Origin of the sequence: Sorangium sp. So ce296 (assembly GCF_051529605.1) — a bacterium.
Lineage (GTDB): Bacteria > Myxococcota_A > Polyangia > Polyangiales > Polyangiaceae > Sorangium > Sorangium cellulosum_D.
In genome coordinates this window covers 5,291,186-5,318,158 of record NZ_CP150325.1, presented here as the reverse complement: position 1 = coordinate 5,318,158, position 26,973 = coordinate 5,291,186, and the positions used below count along the sequence as shown (strand labels likewise).

General features: G+C 71.4%; 5 protein-coding genes. 1 reads left to right on the top strand and 4 read right to left on the bottom strand.

Going from position 1 to position 26,973, the window contains the following annotated elements:
* Positions 1–14: 14 nt before the first annotated feature.
* Entirely contained in the window at positions 15–1,700 is a 1,686-nt protein-coding gene (locus tag WME98_RS19735; RefSeq protein ID WP_437952673.1) for a cyclic peptide export ABC transporter, read from the bottom strand.
* A 321-nt stretch (positions 1,701–2,021) separates the two neighbouring features.
* Here WME98_RS19735 and mxcH point away from each other — a divergent pair, with 321 nt between their 5' ends.
* Positions 2,022–4,631 (top strand): TonB-dependent siderophore myxochelin receptor MxcH, encoded by a 2,610-nt coding sequence (mxcH, locus tag WME98_RS19730; protein WP_437952672.1) that lies wholly within the window; start codon positions 2,022–2,024, stop codon positions 4,629–4,631.
* 41 nt (positions 4,632–4,672) lie between these two features.
* Here mxcH and WME98_RS19725 read toward each other — a convergent pair whose 3' ends face one another.
* The 3 genes from WME98_RS19725 to WME98_RS19715 all read right to left on the bottom strand — a co-directional run bounded on the left by WME98_RS19725 (position 4,673) and on the right by WME98_RS19715 (position 26,719).
* A complete protein-coding gene (locus WME98_RS19725; protein WP_437952671.1) occupies positions 4,673–5,905 on the bottom strand; it encodes a hypothetical protein in 1,233 nt (410 codons plus the stop codon).
* 127 nt (positions 5,906–6,032) lie between these two features.
* Positions 6,033–24,995, bottom strand: a complete 18,963-nt coding sequence (locus tag WME98_RS19720) for a non-ribosomal peptide synthase/polyketide synthase (protein ID WP_437952670.1) — start codon at positions 24,993–24,995, stop codon at positions 6,033–6,035.
* Positions 24,992–26,719: an AMP-binding protein gene (locus WME98_RS19715; protein WP_437952669.1), complete on the bottom strand. Its 1,728-nt coding sequence runs from the start codon at positions 26,717–26,719 to the stop codon at positions 24,992–24,994. The genes WME98_RS19720 and WME98_RS19715 overlap by 4 nt, the downstream gene beginning before the upstream one ends.
* Positions 26,720–26,973 lie beyond the last annotated feature (254 nt).

The following is a 26,973-nucleotide window of genomic DNA, read 5'->3' as shown; positions in this document are numbered from 1 at the left end:
TGTCGCGCCTCGCGTCAGGCGCTCACGACGGCATGCGCCTCCGCGTGGCTCTCCGCTGCGTCTCCCTCTTCACCGCGAGCGGCGAGCCGGCCGAATTCCAGCCTGACGCAGCGGTCGGCCAGGTGGAAATAGCGATCATCGTGCGTGATGGCGAGCACGGCCTTCCCCCTCGCCTTGAGCTCGGGCAAAAGGCGGCGGTAGAACACCTCTCTGTAGGCCGGATCCTGATCGGCGGCCCACTCGTCGAACACATAGACAGGGCGGTTCTCCAAATACGCGACCAGGAGCGCCAGCCGCTTCCTCTGGCCTTGCGACAGCTCCGTGGTGGAGAGCGCTCCATCCCGCACCGTCACCTTGTGGCCGAGCTCCAGCTCGGCGAGGAGCTTCCGGGCGCGCTCGTCGAGCGCGCCCCCCTCGAGGCCGATCAGGCTGTCGAAGAGGAAGAAGTCCGAGAACACCGCGGAGAACAGCTGGCGGTACGCGTCCCGCGTCTCCTCGGTGACCGGCGCGCCGTTCAGCAGGATCTCCCCGCCCTCCGGGGCGTAGAGACCCACGATGAGCTTGGCGAGCGTGGTCTTGCCGCTCCCGTTGCCGCCGACCAGAAAGACGATCTCCCCGGGGCGAAGCTCGAGGTCGATCGGGCCGAGGACGAAGGTGCGGCCCTCCTGCTCCCGGTAGTAGGCGTGCGTGACGCCCCGCAGCCGCAGCCGCTCGAACGGGGGCGGGGGCGGCGCGAGGGCCCGGACGCCCTCGGCGGACAGGCTGCCGGTCACCTGTTCGATGCGCTCCAGGGCGACGCGCGCTCGGCTGATGTTCGGGAGCGCCCGCAGCGCCGCCTCCATGGGCAGCTGCATGTACAGGAAGACGAGCGCATAGCCGGACATCACATAGGTGTCGACGCTGAAGAAGCGGCTGAAGACGAACAGGACCGCTCCGATGAAGACGAAGAACAGGAAGCTGCCCCAGCTCTCCGCGCCGACGTAGATCGTCAGCCCCCTCGTGCGCTCCTCGCGCACCTTGTCGATGCTGCCGTCCAGCATGCTCGACAGGAACGCCCCCCGGCGCGCCCGGTGGAGCTTGAGCTCCTTCGCCCCGTCGAACAGCGACCGGAAGTGATGGAACAGCCTGTCTTCGTGCAGGCGTGAGGCGCGCAGGTAACGGAGGGCGCTCGTGTTCGCGAGGTGGAACCCGAGCGAGCCCACGACGACGATGACCGCCGCGAAGAGGAACACGCGCCACGAGAGGAAACACAGGTACATGAGGCAGCCCAGCACGACGGCGCCGTCCAGGAACAGGGACGGGACCGACACGAAGAACTGCGAGAGGGTCGCGATGTCCTCGGTGAGGATCCCGAGGACGCGCGCCGAGCCCTGGAGCTCGAGGTGTCGATAAGGCGCGCCGGTCACCTGGCGGCTGACATGGGAGCGCATCTGCGCGAGCGTGACCTGGCTCAGATGCACGCAGAGGGACTGCGACACCCAGCGGGTGAGCAGCACAAGGACGCTGATCCCGGCGAACTTCCAGCCGAGCGCAGGCAAGTCGCCGCTCTGCCCGTTCAGCGCCTGGTTGATGAGCGCGACGAGCGGCGCCGCGCAAAACCCGCTGATGAGGCTCGTGATCAGCGCGGCCGCGAGCAGCCCGCGCGACGAGCGGACCAGCGCGGAGAGCAGCCCTCCCCCGCCCGGCACGTCCGTTTGCACCGGCCTCCACCCAGGTAGCCTCTCTGCTTCGCTCGTCGCCATCGGCACGCTTTCCGCCACGCAGCGCTCGCGCGCTGCAGAACACTCACGTCGATGCCCACGCCGCCGCCCGAGGGGCGTCACCCGGAGCTGGGCAAACCGAGGTGAAAGGACGTCCCTTCCGGAACTTGAAAATCACTTTCACATTCAAGAGCCATTTGACACGGCCGGAGAAACCTGTCAAACACTATTTCAGATCACAAACTCATCGCGCAGCACTCCGCGCCGCGTGCGCTGGAGATGCAATGTTCGCGATGCGCAGGAACGGAGGCGCTCTCCAGCATGTCGAGAGCTCGCGGCGGTCGTTTCAGGCAGTTTCCAGCACGGAGGTCGAAGAGCGCCAATCGTCTCATCCGTCTGCTCGGCGCTGGCTCGGCGGGGTTCCTGCTCATGGCGGGAGAGGCGCGCGCGCAGACACCGCCGGACGGGGAGCGGCCGGCGTCCGAGCGCACGGGCAGCGTCGAGGCGCCTCGGCTCCTGAAGCACGCTGAGGCGGAGTACCCGGAGGCCGCGCGCGCGGCGCGGATCGAGGCGGTCGTCCGGCTCAAGCTCCTCGTCGACGCGGAGGGGCGCGTCGCCTCCGCGGAGGTGGTGACGCCGCAGGGACACGGGTTTGACGAGGCCGCGACGCGTGCGGCCCTGGAGCTCAGCTTCGCGCCCGCCACGGTCGACGGAAAGCCGGTCGCGGCGAAGATCCTTTATGACTACGTGTTTCGCGCCGTCGACGCGGCCCCGCCGCCGGCCGCGCCGCCGCCGCTCGCCGCGGGAGGCGCCGTCGATGCGCCGCCGCCGCCGGCGCGCGATCGCCCGGCGCGCCCGGCCCGCGCGGCCGCGCCGATCGAGGTCGTCGTGAAGGGCGCGTCGGAGGCGGACCGCCTCCGCAGGTCGGCCATGCCGATCGAGGTGATCGAGACCGAGCGCGCCCGGCGCGAGAGCGCCAGTCTCGGCGAGGTCCTGAGCCGCAGCCCCGGCGTCGCCGTGACGCGCGCGGGCGGGCTCGGATCCAGGAACCGCCTCGAGCTGAACGGGCTCACCGACGGCCAGATCCGCGTGTTTCTCGACGGCATCCCGCTCGAGGCGGCGGGCTTCGGGAACGGCGTCGGCGATGTCCCGGTCAACGCCATCGAGCGCGCGGAGGTCTACGCCGGCGTCGTCCCGATCCGCTTCGGCGCGGACGCGCTCGGCGGCGCGATCAACCTGGTGACCGATCACGATGTTCGTGGGACGCACGCCGGCGCCTCGTACCAGGTGGGCTCGTTCGCGACGTACCGGGCCACGATCGCCGCCCGGCATCGCCATGAGCCGAGCGGGCTCGTCGTGAACGGGAGCGGCTTCGTCGACTACGCCGCGAACAACTACCCCATCGATGTGCAGGTCGACGTGGCGGGAGAGCCCAGGCCCGCGCGCGTGCACCGCTTCCACGATGGGTACCGCGCGCTCGGCGGCAACGTCGAATTCGGGGTCGTCGACCGGCCGTGGGCGAAGCGGCTGCTGCTCCGGCTCTTCTCGACGAGCTTCGAGAAGGAGCTGCAGCACAACGTCGGCATGACCGTGCCCTACGGAGAGGTCGTGTCCGGCGAATCGGCGCAGGGCGGGACGCTGCGCTACGAGAAGCGGAACCTGTTCGTCCGCGGGCTCGCGGTGTCCCTGACCGGGGGATACACCCATCGCAGGATCGATTTCAAGGACACCTCTCGCTGGGTCTACGACTGGTACGGCCGCCGGACGTACGAGCGGCCAGCGATGTCGACGGCCGGCGAGGTGGGCCCCTTCCGGAGCGATCTCACCCAGTGGGAGCACCGCGCGCTCGGCCGCCTCCACGCGGACATCTACCTGGCGGACGACCACGCGCTGCACATCACCGTCGCTCCCAGCGACACGCGGCGGACCGGCAAGGAGCGGCTGCGCTTGAACCCGAGCCGCATCGACCCGCTCACGACGCGCCGCGAGGTGCTCACGCTCGTGAGCGGCGTCGAGTACCAGGCCTACGCCGCCGAGCGCCGCTTCGAGAACATCCTCTTCGCCAAGGACTACCTGTACTGGCTGTCGACCGATCAGGTGGAGACGTTCGACAACTCCGTCCGTCCGCTCGAGCGGGCGACGCACCGCCTGGGCATCGGGGACGGGCTGGTGTTCCAGGCCGCCGAGTGGCTGTCGCTCAAGGGCGCGTACGAGCTCGCGACGCGCCTCCCCCAGCCGGAGGAGGTGTTCGGCGACGGAGCGCTCCTCTCGCCGAACCTGGAGCTCGCGCCGGAGACGAGCCACAACGCGACCGTGAGCGCCACGCTCGCCTGGCAGGACACCCCCGCCGGCGCCGTGCGCGGCACGGTTCAGGGCTTCGTGCGCCACGTCGACGACATGATCGCGCGGCTCCCCTCCGTGGACCGCTTGCACGAGATGCATGAGAACATCGCGACCGTTCGCTCCGTGGGCGTCGAGGGCTCCCTCGGCTGGACGTCGCCGGGCGAGCTTGTCTCGCTCGAAGGCAACGTGACCTGGATGGACCTCCGCAACATCTCGGACGAGGGCGCCTACAAGCGGTTCGCGGGGGAGCGGCTCCCCAACCGGCCCTGGCTCTTCGCGAACGCGACCGCCGGGCTCAGGTTCGCCGGCGTCAACGCGCCGGGCGATGAGCTGTCGCTCTCCTGGTCCACGCGCTACGTCCACGAGTTCCTCCCGAGCTGGGAGAGCGCCGGCCTGCCGGCGGCGGTGAAGGCGGCGATCCCGTCGCAGCTCCTGCACGCGATCGGGCTGACGTACCTCGTGCGAGGCGCCGTCACCGTGAGCTCGACCCTCGAGGTGCAGAACCTGACCGATGCCCGCGCGTACGACGTGCTCCGGGTGGAGAAGCCGGGACGCGCATTCTACTTCAAGGGGACCGTAGATTATTGACATCGGACCTCGACGCTCCGGGATCGAGCCTCACGAAGAGCTCACTTGAGCCGCGCGATCGCCCTGTAGGAGGCGGCGAAGGAGAACAGCGGCGCGGGGTTGTCGGTCCCGCTCATCTTGAACACCGTCGTCTTCCAGCCGTCGTCCGGCGTGGCCTCCCAGAAGGGGAGGTACTTCTGGCCGTCGATCTCGTAGTGGTAGGTGGAGCCGGCCCACCACGGGAGCGAGTCGACCTCGCGCGCCTCCTTCGTCTCGAAGTCGTAGTGCCAGATGCGCCAGAACGACCACCCGTTCTGCTCCCGCTCCTCCCAGCGCGCCTCATCCGCCGCAGCGAAGAAGAAGCCCGTCGCCCCGTCCGATATCGCGCCCTGCGCGGCGCGGCCTGACACGAGCGCCGAGAGGTCAAGGACCTCGTCGTCGGGATCGAAGGTGTCCGCCCCCGCGCGCACCCGCGCCACGCAGGAGGGGCGCCGCGCGCCGTCCCCGTAATGATGCTGGGCGCTGCTCTCCGCCGAAGGGAAGAAATAGATGTCCCCGGAGGGCGCCTCGACGCTCATGTACGCCTCACCGCACCGGTCGTCCTTCGAGAAGGCGATCACCTTGTCGGAGCTCGTGTCGATGGTGAGCAGCGCGGCGCCGAACGCGATGTTGCCGTCCTGATCGTACCAGCTCACGGGGATGAAGAGGCGATCGCCCCTGGAGGCGATGTTGAACGGCTCGAGCCAGGCAGACGCCGTGTACCCCTCTCGGCTGATCTCGGTGAGGTCGATCTCCGCCCCGGTGAGCTTCATCTCCGTGGGGTTCCAGACGATGATCCGCAGGCTCGCCGGATCGAACAGGTAGGCCTTCTCGTCGCTGACGATGTGCATGTTCGCGCCGTCGATGCCCTGCACGCCCACGCTGGCGAAGCTCACGGTCCGGTCGGCCGCGAGCTGTCCATCCTCCGTCACGAGGTAGCGTGTGACCGTGGGCGCGGTGCGGTCGGAGACGTAGACGGCCCCGTTGTGGACGATGGGGATCGGCCGCCCCTGCAGCTCCAGACCGCGGGTCGCGTCGATCGCCGTCGACGCATCGAAGGTCGGGGACAGGACCAGGTAGACCTGGAAGTGATCGCCCGCGCTGACCTCGGTCGCGATGAGGTACAGGGGACCACCGGCGTACTCCGTGGTCTCGCCGCCGGGCTCGTTGTTGCCGCAGCTCGCGAGGGCGGCGAGGGAGAACAGCGCCATGCGGCGAGAGACCATGAGGGGCGCGCGTCGTTTCGAGATGTCCATGAAGCACCCATTCCTTCGACCGCCCCGCCGCCAGCCGGCGGGGCGAAGCCACAAGTGAAACCAACCTACTGCGGTGGCCCTGCCTCGGGCCGGGCGCGGCGGCGGCGAAGGCCGCCGCCGCGGCGTCTCACGCCCGCTTCAGGCAATGCTGGAGGATCCCCCGCAGGTGTTCGACATACAGGTGCAGCAGGTGACGCGCAACCTCCTCCGTGTGGATGTCGGCGCTGTAGCGCCAGTTGAGCTGCATGCGCCCGCCGAGCACGTGCCCGCTCACGCCGAACCAGGTATCTTCCACGCTCCTCGGGCTGCGCTCGTCGCCGTACGGCTCGGGCGCGACCCGCAGGAAGCCGCGCTCGTCGAACGTCTGATCGAACTGCCCCAGGTAGTTGAACTGTACCCGAGGCTGCGCGCCGCCGGCGAGGGCCCTGCCCTCCTCGGACAGGTAGCGCAGGACGCCGTAGCCGATGCCCTTGCTCGGCAGCCCCCTGAGCTGGCCCTTGATGGCCTCGATCGAGCGGCCGACGTCCGTCCGCTCCGGCGTGAGCCGCACCGGGTAAAGGATGGTGAACCAACCGACGGTGCGGGTCGTGTCGACCCCCTCGAACAGATCCTCTCTTCCGTGCCCCTCCAGCTCGATGAGCGCGCTCTCGTGCCCGGACCACGCGCACAGCGTCTGCGCGAGCGCCGTTAGCAGCAGATCGTTGATCTGCGTGTGATAGGCCTCGTTGGCGCGGGTCAGCAGCTGAGACGTCTCGGCCTCGCTCAGGACGACGGAGACGGTGCGCCCGCGCGCCACCGTGTTGTCGCCCCGGGGGTTCGTCGCGGGTAGGTCGGGATGGCCCTTCTCCACCGCCCGCTGCCAGGTTGCGAGCTCTCGCCGCGCGAGGTCGCCCTTCGCGTGGTCGTGGAGCAGCTGCGACCAGCGCTTGAAGGACGTGGTCTTGGGCGGGAGCTCCACGGCCTGGCCTGCCCGCAGCTGCCGGTAGGCCGCCTGCAGGTCCTCCAGCAGAATGCGCCAGGATACGCCGTCGGCCGCCAGGTGATGGCACAGGAGGAGCAGCCGCTCTCCCGCACCGGTGCTCATGAGCACGCCGCGCAGGAGCGGGCCGCGCTCCAGATCGAGGCTGCGCTGCGCCGCGTTCGCCGCGCGCTCGATCGCCGCAGAGGCGTCGGCCTCGTGGCGCAGATCGACGCGCGAGGTCAGCCGCGGCTCGGGACCCTGGCTGTGCCATTGCCTCCATGTCCCGGCCTCGCGCCGGCAGCGCAGCCGGAGCGCGTCGTGGTGGCCAGCGAGGTGCTGGAGCGCGGCCTCGAGGAGCTCCAGGTCGATGGGCTCCGTGACCTCGAGCAGCACCGACTGGTTCCAGTGGTGCGGCTCGGCGAGATCCTGGTCGAAGAACCAGCGCTGGATCGGCGTCAGCGGGACGTCGCCCTCGGCGTCGCCCTGGTCGATCACCGCCGCTTCGATCCATCGCGCCACCCCGGCGAGCGCCGAGAGCGTCTGGTGCTGGAACACGTCCCTCGGCTGGAGCCCGATGCCCGCGCTCTTCGCCCGGCCGACCACCTGCAGCGCGATGATCGAGTCGCCGCCCAGCTCGAAGAAGTTGTCGTGCAGCCCGACCTGCTCGACCCGCAGCGACTTGCTCCAGATCTCCGCCAGCTTCTGCTCCAGCGCGGTGCTCGGCGCCACGTACGCGCGCTGCGCCTGGCTCATGTCCGGCGCCGGCAGCGCCCGGCGGTCCACCTTGCCGTTGGCCGACAGCGGCAATTGCTCCAGCAGCACGGCCACCTGCGGCACCATGTACTCGGGCAACACCGCTTCGAGCTGCGCGCGCAACGCCTCCCAGGCCTGCCGCGGGTCGCCGTCCGCCGGGGCGCCACCGTCGGGCTGCTCCAGCACCACGTACGCGACAAGCCGCTTCTGCCCGGGCACGTCCTCCCGGGCCAGCACCACCGCCTCCTTCACCCCGGGCTGCTCCAGCAGCCGCGCCTCGATCTCGCCGAGCTCCACGCGATAGCCGCGGATCTTCACCTGGTGGTCGACGCGCCCCACGCACTCCAGCACGCCATCAGCGCGGTACCTGGCCAGATCCCCTGTCCGGTACAGCCGCTCTCCGGCCACGTCGCTGAACGGGTTCGGCACGAACGCCTCCGCCGTGCGCGCTGGATCCCCGAGGTAGCCCCGTCCCACGCCCACGCCCGCGACGCACAGCTCGCCGATGACGCCCACGGGAACCCGCTGCATGGCGCCGTTGACCACGTACAGCCGGTTGTTGTCGGTGGGCCGCCCGATCGGCAGGAACACCACGTCTTCCCCGGGCTCCGCCTCCACCGTGTACAGCGACACGTCGTCCGCGCACTCGGCAGGACCGTACGCGTTCACCAGCGGGATGTGCGGATACCGCCGCAGCCACTGCCGCGCCAGCTCCGGCGCCATCGCCTCGCCCGTCGGCAGCATCCGCCTCAGCCTCGGGAGCTCCACCCTCGCTTCCCCCAGCATCCCCTGGATCAGCGACGGCACGCTCTCGAGGACCGTGATCCCCGTCTCGTTTACGTGCCTCAGCAACGCCACCGGGTCGTGCGCCACCTCGTCCGGCACGATCTCCACACGCGCCCCGCACAAGAGCGCCGCGAGGAACTGCCACACCGAGATGTCGAAGCTCTGCGACGCCGTCTGCGCGATGACGTCCTGCTCGGTCAACCCGAGATACGGGACCTTGCTGAGCTGGTTGTTCAGCATTCCCGCGCTCGCCACCATCGCCCCCTTCGGCGTACCGGTCGAGCCCGACGTGTAGATCACGTACGCCAGCTGCTCGGGGTGCACCGGCCCTCCGCGCCACAGCGCCTCTTCGCTCAGCGCATCGCTCTCTCGCTGGAGCTCCTCGAACACCAGCACCGCCGGCCGCGGCTCTCCTTCCAGCCGCTGCTCCGCCTCGCTCAGGTGTCCGCGGCACCCCTCGCTCACCACCACCGCCCGCGCCGCCGACAGCTTCATCAGCTGCGCCGTGCGCTCGGCGGGGTGCTTGCTGTCCAGCGGCACGTACGCCGCGCCGGCCTTGAACACCCCGAGGATCATCGCGAGCAGCTCCAGCCCGCGCTCGGCGAACACCGCCACCACGTCCCCGGCCTTCACCGCGGCCGCCGACAGCGCCCTACCCACCCGCGCCGCCTGCTCGTTCAGCTCGCCGTAGCGCACGATGTTCCCGAGGGACCTCGCGGCCACCCGCTCCGGGTGTCTCTTCACCTGCTCCTCGAACAGGCCCACATACCCGCGCTCCAGCGGATACGCCCGCTCCGTCCGGTTCCACGCGTCCTGCGCCGCCGCCTCCTCGGGCCCGAGCATCGGCAGCTCCCGGAGCTTCGCCTCGGGCCGCTCCGCCATCGTCAGCAGCAGCCGCCGGAACTGCCCCAGCATCCGCTCGATGTCCGCCGCCGCGAACATCCGCTCGTCGTAGGAGAACCGGAGCTCCAGCTGCGATCCTGGCGTGAGGACGACCGTCAGCGGGTAGTTCGTGTGCGTGCGCTGGCTCGTGAGCTCCGCCTGGAGCTCGAACCTCCGCTTCATCAAGGAGGAGTCGAGCGGCGCGTTCTCGAACACGAGCAGACTGTGGAACAGGCGCTTGCCGCGCGGCAGCTCGCTGCACGCCTGGATGTCCACGAGCGGCACGTGCTCGTGCTGCCGCATCACGACGTTCTGGGCCAAGAGCTGCTTGAGCCACCGGGACACGGTCACGTCGTCCGACGCGCCCGGCACCTCCACCCGCAGCGGGATGCTGTTGATGAACAGGCCCACGGTGTCCTGGATGTTCTCGAGCTCCGCGGGCCGCCCGGCCACCGTCACCCCGAACAGCACGTCGCTCGCGCCGCTGTACTGCGACAGCACCGTGGCCCACGCGCCCTGCGCGATCGTGTTCACCGTGATCTGCTGCCGCTGCGCCGCCCGGCCGAGCAGCTCGGTCTCCGCCTCGCTCAGGTAGACGACCAGCTCCTCGACGCGCGACGTGCCCGCGTCCTTCGGGATCGGCCGGTCGATCACGAGCGGCGTGGCGGCCTCGAACCCCGCCAGCGTCTCCCGCCAGAACCGGAGCATCCGCTCCTTGTCCTGCCGGCCGAGCCAGGCGATGAAGTCGCGGTACGGCGGCGGATGGGTGAGCTCCAGGCGCTCGCCGGCCACGATCGCCCGGTAACGGGCGAAGAACTCGACGAGCAGGAGCGAGCTGCACCACCCGTCGATGAGGATGTGGTGATAGCTCTCGACGAAGTAGAAGCTGCGCTCCGCGAGCCGGATCAGCCGCAATCCGAGGAGCGGCGCCCGCGCGAGGTCGAACCCCCGCCGGAGCTCGCCCTGGACGAGCTCCTTGAGGCTCCGCTGCTGCTCCTCGGCGGTCATGTGGCTCCAGTCGAGGTACGCGACCGGCGACGGGACGCTCCGGTTGACGATCTGGAGCATCTTGCCCTCCGACTGCCACACGAACGAGGTGCGCAGCGTCGGGTGCCGCTCGACCACCGCCTCCCAGGCGCTCACGAAGGCGGCCGGATCGATCGGCGTGTCGAAGTGATAGAGCTCCTGCATGAGGTAGATGCCGGAGCCCGGCTCGAGCAGCGTGTGCAGCAGCATCCCCTGCTGCATCGGGCTGAGCGGGAAGATGTCCTCGATGTTCCGCGCGGGCACGGGCATCGCGTCGAGCTCCTCCTGCGTCAGCTGCGCCAGCGGGAAGTCCGACGGCGTGACCCCGCCGGCTCGCTCGTCGAGGCAGTGCGCGATCAGCCCGCGCAGCTGCTCCACGAACCGCTCCAGGAGGCGCGCGATCTCCTCTTCGGCGTGGAGGTTCTCGTTGAAGCGGAGGCCGATCTGCAGCCGGCCGCCGTGCACGCCCGCGTTGACGTCGAGCCAGGTCTCTCGCCGGCTCGCGCCGCTGGCGTCGTCTCCAAAGGAGTCCGCCACCGGACGGAAGAGCGCCTGTGCGTCGGACAGGTCGTCGAACCGACCCAGGTAGTTGAAGGCCACGAGCGGCCTGGCGGCGTCGCGCAGGCGCTCGCCATGCAAGCTCAGATAGCGGAGCACGCCGTGGCCGATGCCCCGGCCGGGCACGGCCCTGAGCTGCTCCTTGATGGCCTTGATCGACCGGCCGAGGTCCTCCGGCGCGGGCGCCAGACGGACCGGGTAATGCGCGGTGAACCAGCCCACGGTCCGCGAGACGTCCACGCCCTCGAACAGGTCCTCTCGCCCGTGGCCGGTCAGGCCGACGAGCAAGCTCTCCTGGCCGGACCACGCGCACAGCGTGTGGGCCAGCGCGGTGAGCAGGATGTCGCTCGCCTGCGCCCGGTACGCCTGCGGCGCCCGGGTGAGCAGCGCCTGCGTCTCCGCCTCGCCCAGCTCGGCCCGCAGCGTGCGCGCCGACGCCACCGTGTTGGCGCCGGCCGGATCGCGCGCGGGCAGCATCGGCGCCTCGCCGCCCTGCGTCTGCATCCAATGGTCGAGCTCCGAGGCGAGCTGCTCGGACGTGGCGACCTTCTGCAGCTCCTCGGACCAGCGCTTGAACGAGCTGCTCTTGGCCGGCAGCGCGGGGCTCTCGCCCTTCCGCAGCTGCCGGTAGGCCGTCTGCAGGTCCTCCAGCAGGATGCGCCACGACACCCCGTCCACCACGAGGTGGTGAATCACCAGCAGGAGACGGTCCGCCGCCCTCTCTTCCGTGCTCATGTACACGGCGCGCACGAGCGGGCCCTGCTCGAGGTCCAGGCTGCGCTGCGCCGCGTTCGCCGCGCGGAGCATCGCCGCCGAGGGATCCGCCTCGCGGCGCAGATCGACGCGCGAGGTCATCCGCGGCGCGGGGCCCTGGCTGTACCACTGCGTCCACGTCCCCGCCTCGCGCCGGTAGCGCAGCCGGAGCGCGTCGTGGTGGCGCGCCAGGTGCTGGAGCGCGGCCTCGAGGAGCTCCAGGTCGAGCGGCTCCGTGACCTCGAGCAGCACCGACTGGTTCCAGTGGTGCGGCTCGGCGAGCTCCTGCTCGAAGAACCAGCGCTGGATCGGCGTCAGCGGGGCCTCGCCTTCGGCGTCGCCCTGGTCGATCACCGCTGCTTCGATCCATCGCGCCACCCCGGCGAGCGCCGAGAGCGTCTGGTGCTGGAACACGTCCCTCGGCAAGATCCCGATACCCGCGCTCTTCGCGCGGCCGACCACCTGCAGCGCGATGATCGAGTCGCCGCCCAGCTCGAAGAAGTTGTCGTGCAGGCCGACCTGCTCGACGCCGAGCGTCCTGCTCCAGATCTCCGAGAGCTTCTGCTCGAGGTCGCTCTCCGGCGCCACGTACGCGCGCTGCGCCTGGCTCAGGTCCGGCGCCGGCAGCGCCCGGCGGTCCACCTTGCCGTTCGCCGACAGCGGCAGCTGCTCGAGCAGCACGTATACCTGCGGCACCATGTACTCCGGCAGCGCCTCGCCCAGCTGCGCCCGCAGCGCCTCCCAGGTCCGCCGCGCGTCGTCCCCGCCCTCCGGCGCTGCCTGCTCCAGCACCACGTACGCGACCAGCCGCTTCTGCCCGGGCGCGTCCTCCCGGGCCAGCACCACCGCCTCCTTCACCCCGGGCTGCTCCAGCAGCCGCGCCTCGATCTCGCCAAGCTCGATCCGGAAGCCGCGGATCTTCACCTGGTGGTCGACGCGCCCCACGCACTCCAGCACGCCATCAGCCCGGTATCTCGCCAGATCCCCTGTCCGGTACAGCCGCTCTCCGGCCACGTCGCTGAACGGGTTCGGCACGAACGCCTCCGCCGTGCGCCCCGGATCCCCGAGGTACCCGCGCCCCACGCCCACGCCCGCGACGCACAGCTCGCCCACCACCCCGACCGGCACGCGCTGCATGGCGCTGTTGACCACGTATAGCCGGTTGTTGTCGGTCGGCCGCCCGATCGGCAGGAACACCACGTCTTCCCCGGGCTCCTCCTCCACCGTGTGCAACGACACGTCGTCCGCGCACTCCGCAGGGCCGTACGCGTTCACCAGCGGGATGTGCGGATACCGCCGCAGCCACTGCCGCGCCAGCTCCGGCGCCATCGCCTCGCCCGTCGGCAGCATCCGCCTCAGCCTCGGGAGCTCCACCCTCGCTTCCCCCAGCATCCCCTGGATCAGCGACGGCACGCTCTCGAGGACCGTGATCCCCGTCTCGTTCACGTGCCTCAGCAGCGCCACCGGGTCATGCGCCACCTCGTCCGGCACGATCTCCACACGCGCCCCGCAAAGCAGCGCCGCGAGGAACTGCCACACCGAGATGTCGAAGCTCTGCGACGCCGTCTGCGCGATGACGTCCCGCTCCGTCAGACCGAGGTACGGGACCTTGCTGAGCTGGTTGTTCAGCATTCCCGCGCTCGTCACCATCGCCCCCTTCGGCGTACCGGTCGAGCCCGACGTGTAGATCACGTACGCCAGCTGCTCGGGGTGCACCGGCGCCCCGCGCCACAGCGCCTCTTCGCTCAGCGCATCGCCCTCTCGCTGAAGCTCCTCGAACACCAGCACCGCCGGCCGCGGCTCTCCTTCCAGCCGCTGCTCCGCCTCGCTCAGGTGTCCGCGGCACCCCTCGCTCACCACCACCGCCCGCGCCGCCGACAGCTTCATCAGCTGCGCCGTGCGCTCGGCGGGGTGCTTGCTGTCCAGCGGCACGTACGCCGCGCCCGCCTTGAACACGCCGAGGATCATCGCGAGCAGCTCCAGCCCGCGCTCGGCGAACACCGCCACCACGTCTCCGGCCTTCACCCCGGCCGCCGACAGCACCCGGCCCACCCGCGCCGCCTGCTCGTTCAGCGCTCCATAGCTCACGCTCCGGCCCAGGCACCTCGCCGCGACCCGCTCCGGCTGCCTCCGCACCTGCTCCTCGAACAGGCCCACGTACCCGCGCTCCAGCGGATACGCCCGCTCCGTCCGGTTCCACGCGTCCTGCGCTGCCGCCTCCTCGGGCCCGAGCAGCGGCAGCTCCCGGAGCTTCGCCTCGGGCCGCTCCGCCATCGCCAGCAGCAGCCGCCGGAGCTGCCCCAGCATCCGCTCGATGTCCGCCGCAGCGAACATCCGCTCGTCGTACGAGAGGAACAGCTTCATCCGCTTGCCGGGGATGGCCACCACCGTGATCGGGTAGTTCGTGTGCGTCCGGTGGCTGCTCAGATCCGCGTGAAACTGGTACTTCCGCTTCATGAGCGAGTGATCCAGCGGCGCGTTCTCGAACACGAGCAGGCTGTGGAACAGGCGCTTGCCGCGCGGCAGCTCGCTGCACGCCTGGACGTCCACGAGCGGCATGTACTCGTACTGCCGTATCACGGCGTTCTGGGCCAAGAGCCGCTTGAGCCACCCGGACACGGTCACGTCGTCCGACGGGCCCGGCACCTCCACCCGCAGCGGGATCGTATTGATGAACAGGCCGACCGTGTCCTGGATGTCCTCGATCTCCGCCGGCCGCCCCGCAACGGTCACCCCGAACAGCACGTCGTTCGCGCCGCTGTACTGCGACAGCAGCACCGCCCACGCGCCCTGCGCGATCGTGTTCACCGTGATCTGCTGTCGCTGCGCCGCCCGGCCGAGCAGCTCGGTCTCGGCGTCGCTCAGGTACACGACGATCTCGGCGACGCGCGAGGTGCCCGCGTCCTTCGGGATGGGCCGGTCGATCGCGAGCGGCGTCGGCGCCTCGAACCCCGCCAGCGTCTCTCGCCAGTACCGGAGCGCCGCGGCGCGGTCCTGCGCGCCGAGCCACGCGATGAAGTCGCGGTACTGCGGCGGGTTCGACAGGCGCGGCTCGCCGCCCTCGATCATCGCCTGGTAGCGCGCGAAGAACTCGACGAGCAGGAGCGAGCTGCACCAGCCGTCGATCAGGATGTGGTGATAGCTCTTGATGAAATAGAAGCACCGCTCGTGGAACCGGATCAGCCGCAGCTTGATGAGCGGCGCCCTCGCCAGGTCGAACCCACGCCGGAGCTCGTCCTGGATGAGCGCCTCGAGGCTCTGCTGCTGCTCGTCCGCGGTCATGTGGCCCCAGTCGAGGTACTCGACCGGCGACGGGACGCTCCGGTTCACGATCTGCAGCATCCTGCCCTCCGTCTGCCAGACGAAGGACGTGCGCAGCGTCGGGTGCCGCTCGACCACCGCCTCCCAGGCGGCGAGGAACACCTGGGGATCCATGGCGCTGTCGAAGCGGAAGTGCTCCTGCATGAGGTAGATGCCGGAGCCGGACTCGAGCAGCGTGTGCACGAGCATGCCCTGCTGCATCGGGCTCAGCGGATAGATGTCCTCGATGTTCCGCGCGGGCACGGGCATCGCGTCGAGCTCCTCCTGCGTCAGCCGCGCCAGCGGGAAGTCCGACGGCGTGACCCCGCCGGACCGCCCGTCGAGGCAATGCTCGATGACGCGGCGCACCTGCTCGACGAAGCGCTCCATCAGCTGACGGACTTGCCCTTCCGTGTGGAGGCCCTCGCTGAAGCGCCAGTTGATCTGCAGCCGGCCCCCGTGGACGGCGGTGTTGACGTCGAACCAGGCGTCCCGCGCGCTGCTCCCCGCGCGGTCGTCGCCGGACGGCTCCTTGGCCAGGGAGAACAGCTTCTTGCCATCCGCGGTCGAGTCGAACTGCCCCAGGTAGTTGAAGGCGACCCGCGGGCGAACCGGCGTGTTCAGCGCCTCCCCGGCGCCCGAGAGATAGCGCAGCACGCCGTAGCCGATGCCCTTGCCGGGCACGGCCCTGAGCTGCTCCTTGATGACCTTGATCGACCGTCCCAGGTCATCTCCCGCGGCTGTCAGCCGGACGGGGTACTGCGTCGTGAACCAACCCACGGTCCGCGAGACGTCCACGCCCTCGAACAGGTCTTCGCGCCCGTGGCCACCCAGGCTGACGAGCAGGCTCTCCTGGCCCGACCACGCGCACAGCGCGCGGGTCAGCGCCGTGAGCAGCAGGTCGCTCGCCTGCGCCCGGTACGCCTGCGGCGCCCGGGTGAGCAGCGCCTGCGTCTCCGCGTCGCTCAGCTCGGCCCGCAGCGTGCGCGCCGACGCCACCGTGTTTTCGCCGCCCGGATCCCGCGCGGGCAGCATCGGCGCCTCTCCATCGAGCGCCTGCTTCCAGGTGGCGAGCTCGGCGCTGAGCCGCTCGGACGCGGCATAGCGCTGGAGCTCCTCGGACCAGCGCTTGAACGAGCTGCTCTTCGCCGGCAGGGCGGGGCTCTCCCCCTTCTGCAGCTGCCGGTAGGCCGTCTGCAGATCCTCCAGCAGGATGCGCCACGACACCCCGTCCACCACGAGGTGGTGAATCACGAGCAACAGGCGGCCCGACGCCCGGTCCGTCCAGCCCATGTACACCGCGCGCACGAGCGGGCCCTGCTCGAGGTCCAGGCTCCGCTGCGCCGCGTTCGCCGCGCGCTCGATGGCCGCCGGCGCGTCCGGTTCGCCCGTCAGTTCGACGCGCGAGGTCAGCCGCGGCTCGGGGCCCTGGCTGTACCACTGCGTCCACGTCCCGGCCTCGCGCCGGTAGCGCAGCCGGAGCGCGTCGTGGTGCCGCGCCAGGTGCTGGAGCGCGGACTCGAGGAGCTCCAGGTCGAGCGGCTCCGTGACCTCGAGCAGCACCGACTGGTTCCAGTGGTGCGGCTCGGCGAGATCCTGGTCGAAGAACCACCGCTGGATCGGCGTCAGCGGGACGTCGCCCTCGGCGTCGCCCTGGTCGATCACCGCCGCTTCGATCCATCGCGCCACCCCGGCGAGCGCCGCCAGCGTCTGGTGCTGGAACACGTCCCTCGGATGGAGGCCGATGCCCGCGCTCTTCGCCCGGCCGACCACCTGCAACGCGATGATCGAGTCGCCGCCCAGCTCGAAGAAGTTGTCGTGCAGTCCGACGCGCTCGACCCGCAGCGACTTGCTCCAGATCTCCGAGAGCTTCTGCTCGAGGGCGCTCTCCGGCGCCACGTACGCGCGCTGCGCCTGGCTCAGGTCGGGCGCCGGCAGGGCCCGGCGGTCCACCTTGCCGTTCGCCGACAGCGGCAGCTGCTCGAGCAGCACGTACACCTGCGGCACCATGTACTCCGGCAGCGCCTCGCCCAGCTGCGCCCGCAGCGCCTCCCACGCGCGCCGCGGGTCATCGCCCGTGTGCGCCCCCCCGTCGATGCGCTCCAGCACCACGTAGGCGACCAGCCGCTTCTGCCCGGGCGCGTCCTCCCGGGCCAGCACCACCGCCTCCTTCACCCCGGGCTGTTCCAGCAGCCGCGCCTCGATCTCGCCGAGCTCGATCCGGAAGCCGCGGATCTTCACCTGGTGGTCGACGCGCCCCACGCACTCCAGCACGCCATCAGCCCGGTATCTCGCCAGATCCCCTGTCCGGTACAGCCGCTCTCCGGCCACGTCGCTGAACGGGTTCGGCACGAACGCCTCCGCCGTGCGCCCCGGATCCCCGAGATAGCCCCGTCCGACGCCCACGCCTGCGACGCACAGCTCGCCCACCACCCCGACCGGCACGCGCTGCATCGCCTGATTCACGACGTACAGCCGGTTGTTGTCGGTCGGCCGCCCGATCGGCAGGAACACCACATCTTCCCCGGGCTCCGCCTCCACCGTGTGCAGCGACACGTCGTCCGCGCACTCCGCAGGACCGTACGCGTTCACCAGCGGGATGTGCGGATACCGCCGCAGCCACTGCCGCGCCAGCTCCGGCGCCATCGCCTCGCCCGTCGGCAGCATCCGCCTCAGCCTCGGGAGCTCCACCCTCGCTTCCCCCAGCATCCCCTGGATCAGCGACGGCACGCTCTCGAGGACCGTGATCCCCGTCTCGTTCACGTGCCTCAGCAGCGCCATCGGGTCGTGCGCCACCTCGTCCGGCACGATCTCCACACGCGCCCCGCAAAGCAGCGCTGCGAGGAACTGCCACACCGAGATGTCGAAGCTCTGCGACGCCGTCTGCGCGATGACGTCCTGCTCGGTCAACCCGAGATACGGGACCTTGCTGAGCTGGTTGTTCAGCATTCCCGCGCTCGTCACCATCGCCCCCTTCGGCGTACCGGTCGAGCCCGACGTGTAGATCACGTACGCAAGCTGCGCCGGGTGCACCGGCGCCCCGCGCCACAGCACCTCTTCCCGCAGCGCATCGCCCTCTCGCTGGAGCTCCTCGAACACCAGCACCGCCGGCCGCGGCTCCCCCTCCAGCCGCTGCTCCGCCTCGCTCAGGTGTCCGCGGCACCCCTCGCTCACCACCACCGCCCGCGCCGCCGACAGCTTCATCAGCTGCGCCGTGCGCTCGGCGGGGTGCTTGCTGTCCAGCGGCACGTACGCCGCGCCCGCCTTGAACACCCCGAGCATCATCGCGAGCAGCTCCAGCCCGCGCTCGGCGAACACCGCCACCACGTCCCCGGCCTTCACCCCGGCCGCCGACAGCGCCCGACCCACCCGCGCCGCCTGCTCGTTCAGCGCGCCGTAGCTCACGCTCCGGCCCAGGCATCTCGCTGCGACCCGCTCCGGCTGCCTCCGCACCTGCTCCTCGAACAGGCCCACGTACCCGCGCTCCAGCGGATACGCCCGCTCCGTCCGGTTCCACGCGTCCTGCGCCGCCGCCTCCTCGCGCCCGAGCAGCGGCAGCTCGTGCACGCCCCCCTCGGGCCGCTCCGCCATCGCCAGCAGCAGCCGCCGGAACTGCCCCAGCATCCGCTCGATGTCCGCCGCCGCGAACATCCGCGCGTCGTAGGACAGGAGCAGCTTCATCCGCTTGCCGGGGATCGCCACCGCGGTGATCGGGTAGTTCGTGTGCGTCCGGTGGCTGCCGAAATCGACACGGAACTCCGCGCCCCACTCCGACAGGGAGTGATCCAGCGGCGCGTTCTCGAACACGAACAGGCTGTGGAACAAGGGCAGACCGCGGGGCACCTCGCTGCACGCCTGGATGTCCACCAGCGGCAGCTGCTCGTGCTGCCGGAGCGAAGCGTTCTTGTCCTGCAGGTCCCGCAGCCACCGGACGACGGCGGTCCGCTCGCGCGCGGGGACCCGCACGCGCAGCGGGATCGTGTTGATGAACAGGCCGACCGTCTCTTGAATGTCCGGGATCTCCGCCGGCCTCCCCGCCACCGTCACCCCGAACAGCACGTCGTTCGTGCCGCTGTACTGCGACAGCACCACGGCCCACGCGCCCTGCGCGATCGTGTTCGGGGTGATCTGGTGCTGCTGCGCCGCCCGGCCGAGGACCTCCGTCTCGGCCTCGCTCAGGTACAGCGCCGCGTCGACGACGTCCGAGACACGGGCGTCCTTCGTGAGCGGCCTGTCGATCGAGAGCGGCGTCGCCGCCTCGAACCCGGCGAGCTCGTCTCTCCAGTACTGCCGGGTCTTCTCCCGGTCCTGGCCCATGAGCCAGGCGATGAAGTCCCGGTAGAGCGGCGGGGCCGACAGCGCCGCGTCGGTCCCCGTCGAGAGCGCGCGGTAGAGCTTGAAGAAGTCCACGAGCATGAGCGAGCGGCACCAGGCATCGATCAGGATGTGATGGCGGCTCTTCACGAAGAGGAAGCTGGCCTCGCCGAGGCGGAACAGGCGCAGCCGCAGGAGCGGAGGCCGCGCGAGGTCGAAGCCGTTCCGCAGCTCCTCCGCCATCATCTCGCGGATGCGCCGCTGCTGCTCCTCCTCCGGCGTGCCCCTCCAGTCGAGGTACTCCACGGCCGAGGGCACGCGCCGGTGGATGATCTGCACCATCTTCTCTTCGTGCTGCCACACGAACGACGCGCGGAGCGCCGGGTGGCGCGCGACGACCTGCCGCCAGGCGGCGACGAACACCTCGGGATCGATCGCGCTGTCGATGCGGTAGTGGTCCTGCATCACGTAGATGCCGGACCCCGGCTCGAGCAGCGTGTGCAGCAGCATCCCCTGCTGCATCGGGCTCAGCGGGAAGATGTCCTCGATGTCCCGCGGCGCCGCCGGCAGCGCGTCGAGCTCCTCCTGCGTCATCCGCGCGAGCGGGAAATCCGACGGCGTGACGCCCCCGGCGCGCTCGTCCAGGCAATGCGCGACGAGCGCGCTCAGCTGCTGCGCGCACCGCGCCGCGACCTCGCGCGCCCGCTCCTCCGTGCAGGCGCCCGCGCGGAAGCCGAAGCGGATCCGGAGCCGCCCCTCGTCGACGCCCGCCGTCACCGCGATGCCGGCCTCGGACGCGCCGTGATCGCCGCGCTCGTCGCCCGAGAGCTCACGGACGAACCGGAAGGCGCCGCCCTCCAGGGGCCAATCCCACAGCGCCGCGAGCGAGACGCTGACCTCGGGCCGCGCCGCCCGCGCGGACGCGAGCTCGGCGCGATCCGACCCGAGCAGCGCCCCGTAGCCGATCCCCCCGCGGGGCACGGCGCGCAGCTGCTCCTTGATCGCCTTGATCGAGCGGCCGAGATCGCCCGCGACCGGCGTCAGCCGGACGGGGCAGCGCGCGGCCAGCCAGCCCACCGTCCGCGCCGCGTCCACCCCGTCGCCCAGCGCGCCCCTGCCGTGCCCCTCCAGCTCGAAGAGCGCGCTCTCCTGCCCGGATCCGTCGCACAGCGCGCTCGCGAGCGCGCTGAGGAGCAGCTCGCGCGGCTGCGTCCTGTAGGCGTCGTTCGCGGCGGCGGACAGGAGCTGCGCCGTCTGCTCCTCGGGCAGCTCGACGAGCAGCGCCGTCGCCGCGTCGCCGCCGCGCCCCCGGTCCCGCGTCCCGGCGGGCTGGCTGGCGCCGACATGGGCCACCTCCTGCCAGTAGGCGAGCTCTCGCTCCAGGGCCGGGCCCTCCGCCGGCTCGCTGGCGAGCCGCGCCCACCGCTTGAGCGGCGTGCCCTTCGCGGGCAGCGCCACGGGCACCCCGTCCCGCAGCTGCGCGCACGCCGTCTGCAGATCCTCGAGCAAGATCCGCCACGAAGCGCCGTCGACCACCAGGCGATGGATCGCGAGCAGCAGGCCGGCCGGGCGCTCGGCCCCGCGGTCCAGGTACACCGCGCGCAGCAGCGGCCCGTGCTCCAGATCGAGGCCCTGCGCCGCCTCCTCCGCGGCGCGCTGGACCGCCGCCTCGAGGTCGCGCTCGCCCGCCACGTCGACGCGCCGGGTGAAGCGCGGCGAAGCGCCCTCGGCGAGCCATTGCTTCCACGCCCCTCCCTCTCGCCGGAATCGCAGCCGGAGCGCGTCGTGGTGCGCCGCGAGGTGCTGCAACGCGCGCTCGATCTGGCCCTCGTCGATCGGCGCCGCGAGCTCGAGGAGGACCGATTGCGCCGCGCGCAGGTCGGCCGCAGCCCCTTGCGCGAGGAAGCGCCGCTGGCCCGGCGTCAGCTCGACCTCTCCGGACGCCTCCTCGCGCGCCGCCGCGGAGGGCTCGCTCGCGACCTCCGCCACGCGGGCCAGCTCGGCGATGGTCTGGTGGGCGAAGAGCTGCTTTGGCGTCAGCGAGACGCCCAGCTTCCTGGCGCGCGCCACGACCTGCAGCGTCAGGATCGAGTCCCCGCCCAGCGCGAAGAAGTTGTCGTGGACGCCGACCTGCTCGACCTTCAGGGCCTCTCGCCACACCGCCGCGAGCTTCTCCTCCACCTCCGTGCGCGGCAGGACGAGCGCCCGCGCCTCCGCGCGGACCGGCTCCGGCAACGCCTTGCGATCGAGCTTGCCGTTCGCCGTCACCGGGAAGCTATCCATCCAGACGTAATCGCTCGGCACCATGTAGTCCGGCAGCCGGGCGCTCAGCGCGGCCCGGAGCGCCTCGGTGTCCCGGCGCTCGCCGGCGGCGATCACGTACGCCACGAGCCGCGCGTGGCCCGCTTGCCCGCCGTGCACGAGCACGTGGGCGTCGGACACGCCGGGCGCCGCGCGGAGCTCCGCCCGGATCTCGCCGAGCTCGATGCGGTATCCCCGCAGCTTGATCTGCTCGTCGATGCGCCCGAGGAACTCGATGGTCCCGTCCTCCAGGTACTGCGCTTGATCCCCCGTGCGGTACATCCGCGCGCCGGGCTCGCCGTACGGATCCGGGATGAAGCGCTCCGCGGTCAGGTCGGGCCGATTCAGGTACCCGCGCGCCACGCCCTCGCCGCCGATGAAGATCTCGCCCGGCACGCCGACCGGCATCGGCTGCAGATCGCGGTTCAGGATGTACACCCGGCTGTTCGGCAGCGGCTTGCCCAGCGGCAGCGCGGTGGTCGCCGGCCGCGGCTCGTCCGGCGCGTGGAGGTGCGTGAGCACGCCGACCGTCGTCTCCGTGGGCCCGTAATGGTTCAGGAGCCTGCACGCGCCGAGGCGCCGCACCTCGCTGACGAGCTCCCAGGACGTCGCCTCGCCGCCCACGACCAGCGTGTGCTCGGGGAGCACCCACCCGGGCCGCGCGGCCTGCAGGAGCCCCGAGAGGTGGCTCGGCGCGATCTTGATCGCGTGCACGCCGTGCGCGTGCATGTACTCGGCCATCGCGTCCGGATCGAGCGCCCGGTCCTCGGAGATCAGGTGCAGCGCGCGCCCCGAGCACAGGGCGCCGAACAGCACCGTGTTCCCGAGATCCGCGGCGACCGTCGAGATCATCGCGAGGCTCGCGCGCTCCGGGAGCGCCATCCGCTCGAGCACCCCCTGCACGTAGTTGCTCACGCTGCGGTGCGTGACCACGACCCCCTTGGGCCGCCCGGTCGAGCCTGACGTGTAGATGACGTACGCCGCGCTGTCCGGGTGCACGCGCTCGCCGACGGCGCCGTCCGGCGTCGCCAGGAGCTCCGGATCGTCGAGGAAGGTCGGCCTCGCCCCGAGCTGAGACAGCGCGTCCCGCGCCTCGCTGCGGCCGAGGACGAGCTGCGCTCCGCTGTCCTCCACCATGTCGCGGAGGCGCGCGGCCGGCAGCTTCGGATCGAGCGGCACGTAGGCCGCGCCGCACTTCAGCACGCCGTAGAGCCCCACGACGAAGTCGAGCGAGCGGCCGACGTACAGCCCCACGCGCCCCTCGGGCCCCACGCCCTGCGCGCGCAGCCAGCGGGCGAGCTGGCTCGCGCGCCGATCGAGCTCCGCGTAGCTCAGCGCGCTCTCCTCGAAGCGAACGGCCGTCGCCTCGGGCGCCCCCTCCACCTGCGCCTGGATCCACTCGTGCACGCCCCGCTGCGCGTAGGGCACGCCCGTCGGGTTGAACCCCGCGACGATGCGGGCCCGCTCGCGCGCCTCGACCCACTCGAGCGCGGCGATGGGCCGGTCGATCTTGCCCTCGAGCTCCCGCAGGAGGAGCAAGAACCCCTCCTGCATCCCCGCGATCAGCCGGGGATCGAACAGATCCGCCCGGTAGACGAACGACCCGCGCAGCCCCGCGCGCGTCTCGGTCAGGTGCAGCGTGAGGTCGAACTTCGCCACCGCGTCCGAGGGCGGAGCGGGCACGATCTCCAGGCCGGAGATCGCGTGGCGCTCCGCCCCGACCTCCGGGCGCCACGAGAACATGACCTGGAACAGCGGCGAGTGCGTCAGCCGTCGCTCGGGCCGGAGGGCGTCCACCAGCCGCTCGAAGGGCAGATCCTGGTTGGCCTCCGCCCCGAGGGCCGCTTCCTTCACCCTGCCGAGCAGCTCCCTGAAGCTCGGGTTCCCGCCCAGCGTGGTGCGGAGGACCTGCGTGTTGACGAAGAAGCCGATGAGCTTCTCGATCTCCACCCTGCTCCGGTTCGCCACCGGCACGCCGATCCGGAGGTCGCTCTGGCCCGAATACCGGTAGACGAGCACCTTGAAGGCGGCGAGGCAGAGCATGAACAGCGTCGCGCCGTTCGCGCGCGCGACGCGGTTCAGCTGCCGTGTCAACGCCTCGCCCACCTCGAACTCGCTCGTCCCGGCGCGATGGCTGGGGGACGCCGGCCGGGGCCGGACGGTCGGCAGCTCGAGCACCGGCTGCTCGGCCCCGAGCTGCTGCTTCCAGTACTCGAGCTGCCGCTGGATCTCCCCTCCTTCCAGCCACGCTCGCTGCCAGACCGCATAGTCGGCGGTTTGGATCGGCAGCGCCGGCAGCGCCGGCTCCAGGCCTCGGCTGTACGCCTCATAAAGAGCGCCGATTTCGTCCATCATCACGTTCATGGACCAGCCGTCCGAGACGATGTGATGCATGGTCACGAGCAGCCGGTGGTCGCGCTCCGCGCGCCGGATCAGCCGCACCCGGAGCACGGGCCCTCGCTCCAGGTCGAACGGCGCGCACGCCTCTTCCTGCGCGACGAGGCGCGCTCGCTCCTCGCGCTCCCCTTCCGGCGCCGCGCTCAGATCCACGACCGGCAGCGCGATCCGCGCGGCCTCGTCGATCGCGCGGTACGGCTGCCCGTCCTCCTGCGGAAAGCGCGTGCGCAGCGCCTCGTGGCGGGCGACGAGCGCCTGGAACGTGCGGCGGAGCGCCTCGACGTCGAGCGCGCCGGCGAGCTCGGCGCTGCCGGCGATGTTGTAGGCCGCGCTGTCCGGCTCCATCTGCCACAGGAACCACAGCCGCTGCTCGGCGAACGACAGCGGCATCCGGCCGTCGCGGCGGACCCGCGCGATCGCCGCGGGCTCCGCGCGCGCCCCTCTGCGCCTCAGCTCATCGATCCTCGCGGCCAGCGCGCGGAACGACGACGCCTCGAACAGGCCGCGCAGCTCCATGCGCACGCCGAATGCCTCGTTGACGCGCGACAGGAGCTGCGCCGCCTTGAGCGAGTCGCCGCCGGCGCCGAAGAAGCTGTCGTCGCCCTCGACCCGGCGCACGCGCAGCACCTCCCGCCAGATCGCCGCGAGCCGCTCCTCCGTCGCGGTGGCCGCCGCGCCGCTCGCGGCGGCCGCCGGCGCGGCCGCGTCCCGCGCGAGGAGCTTCCCGCGCTCGTAGACGGCAAAGGCGTCGAGCGACCTGTCCCTCCAGCCGTCCCGGCAGGCCCCGCGCACCGGCTCTCCGCTCGCGGTGAGCGGCATGGCCCCCGGGTTCAGCAGCAGGATCACGCCCGCGGGCCCCTGGTGCGCGCGCGCCACGACCTCGTCGATCGCCCGGCAGAGCGCCTCCGGCTTGATCATCCGCCGGAGCGCCGCGCTGACCTCCGCGGCGACGCCGATGCCCGCCTCGCCGCCCTCGGCGAGGGAGAAGGCCGCCACGCGGCCCTTCTTGACGACCTCGATCTGGGACTCGACGGCGCTCTCGATGGATTCGTGGTTCATTGCACCTGCTCCTCGACACTCCGAACTGCTGCTGAAGCGACCGTCGTGCGGCCCTGCTCGTAGACGGCGAACGCGTCGAGCGCGCCCCGCTGCCAGCCCTTCCGGCACGCGGCGCGCTGGAGCTTCCCGCTCGTCGTGATCGGCAGTGCGCCGGGCTGTACCAGCACGACCACGCTGGCCGGCTCGCCGTGCGCCTCGGCCACGGCCTCGCTGATGAATCGGCACACGTCCTCGGGCTCGATCAGCTTCTGCATGCGCCGGCTCACCTCCGCCGCGACGCCGATCCCCTCGCTCCCGCCGAGATCGACGGCGAACGCCGCCACGCGCCCCTTGCGCACCACCTCGACCTGCTCCTCGACCGTCCGCTCGACGTCCTGCGGATACAGGTTGTGCCCGCGGACGATGATGAGGTCCTTGAGCCGGCCGGTGATGAACAGCTCGCCCTCGTGCTTGAACCCGAGATCGCCGGTGCGCAGGAAGACGCGCCCGTCCCGCGCCGCGAACGTCGCCGCGGTGGCCTCGGGCTTCTCCCAGTAACCGAGGGTGACGCTCGGGCCCGCGACCTGGATCTCCCCCACCCGGCCTGGCCCCGCGGCCGCCCCGGTCTCGGGATCGACGATGACGACCTCGTGCAGCGGCTGCGCGTCGCCGCAGCCCACGAGGCTCTGGCCGGCCTCGGCCGGGCTCACGGCGTTCTCGGCCAGCCGCTTCGCGTCGAAGCGCCGCTCGACCGCGCCGCCGCCGCGCCGCCCGCCGGTGACGAACAGCGTGGCTTCCGCGAGGCCGAAGCAGGGATAGAGCGCCGCCGGGTCGAACCCCGCCGCGCCGAACCGATCGGAGAAGGCCCGGAGCGTCGCTGCCTTGAGCGGCTCTGCCCCGCAGAACGCGAGTCGCCAGCCGGAGAGATCGAGCCCCTCCGGCAGGGCCGCCCGGGCGCGCTCGACGCAGAGCCGGTAGGCGAAGTCCGGCGCGCCGCTGACGGTCCCGCCGTACCGCGAGATCGCCTGTAGCCAGCGCATCGGCCGCTCGATGAAGTGCTGCGGCCCCATCAGCACCGCCGACTGCCCGCTGAAGAGCGGCTGGAGGAGCCCGCCGATGAGCCCCATGTCGTGGAAGAGCGGGAGCCAGCTCACGACGACATCGTCGTCGCGCATGGAGAAGGCGTTCCGGATCACCACCTCGTTGGCGATCAGGTTGTCGTGGCCGACCATGACGCCCTTGGGCGCGGCGGTCGATCCGGAGGTGTATTGCAGGAACGCGATGTCGCCGGGGCCGATCGCCGGCATCTTCCAGAGCGTGTGCTCGGCGGCGCCTCGGCCGCCCGCCGCGACGATCTCCACCTGGGCGAGCTCCGGGAACCCCTGCTTCACCGCCTCGAACGGGCCGAGCAGCTCCGAGCTCGTCAGGACGAGGCGCGGGCGCGCGTCGCGGACGATGGAGAGCAGCCGCTTCACGTGGTGCACCTGGCCCGGGTCCGGCGGATAGGCGGGGACGGCGATGAGCCCTGCGTACAGGCAGGCCAGGAAGCCGATGACGTAGTCGGGCCCGCTCGGACACGCGATGAGCGCGCGCTCGCCCTTCGTGGCCATCGATTGCAGCGACGCGGCCAGCGCGCAGGCGCGCTCGTGGAGCTCTCGGTACGTGAACGTATCGCTGACGGCCTCTCCGTCGCCGAGGAACCGCAGCGCCACCCGCTGCGGGTGGATGGCTGCCCTCTCGCTCATCAGCTCGACGAAGCTCCTCATCGACCCTGCGGGTGCTGCCGGTTGCAAAGCGTTCATTGCGTGAGTTCCTTCATGGGCATTGCGCGGGCCCTCGGAGGCGCTGGGTCCAGCGCCCCTCCTGCCCCGAGACGTTCCACCGGCGCGCCGGTCCCCGAGGCCGGGGCGCCCTCCTGGGCGCGGCTCGACGAGCAGCCGCGCCACGAAGCCGCCGATCCGCCCAGCGGAGGCCCCCGACGGCGGGGGCGACCCGGACC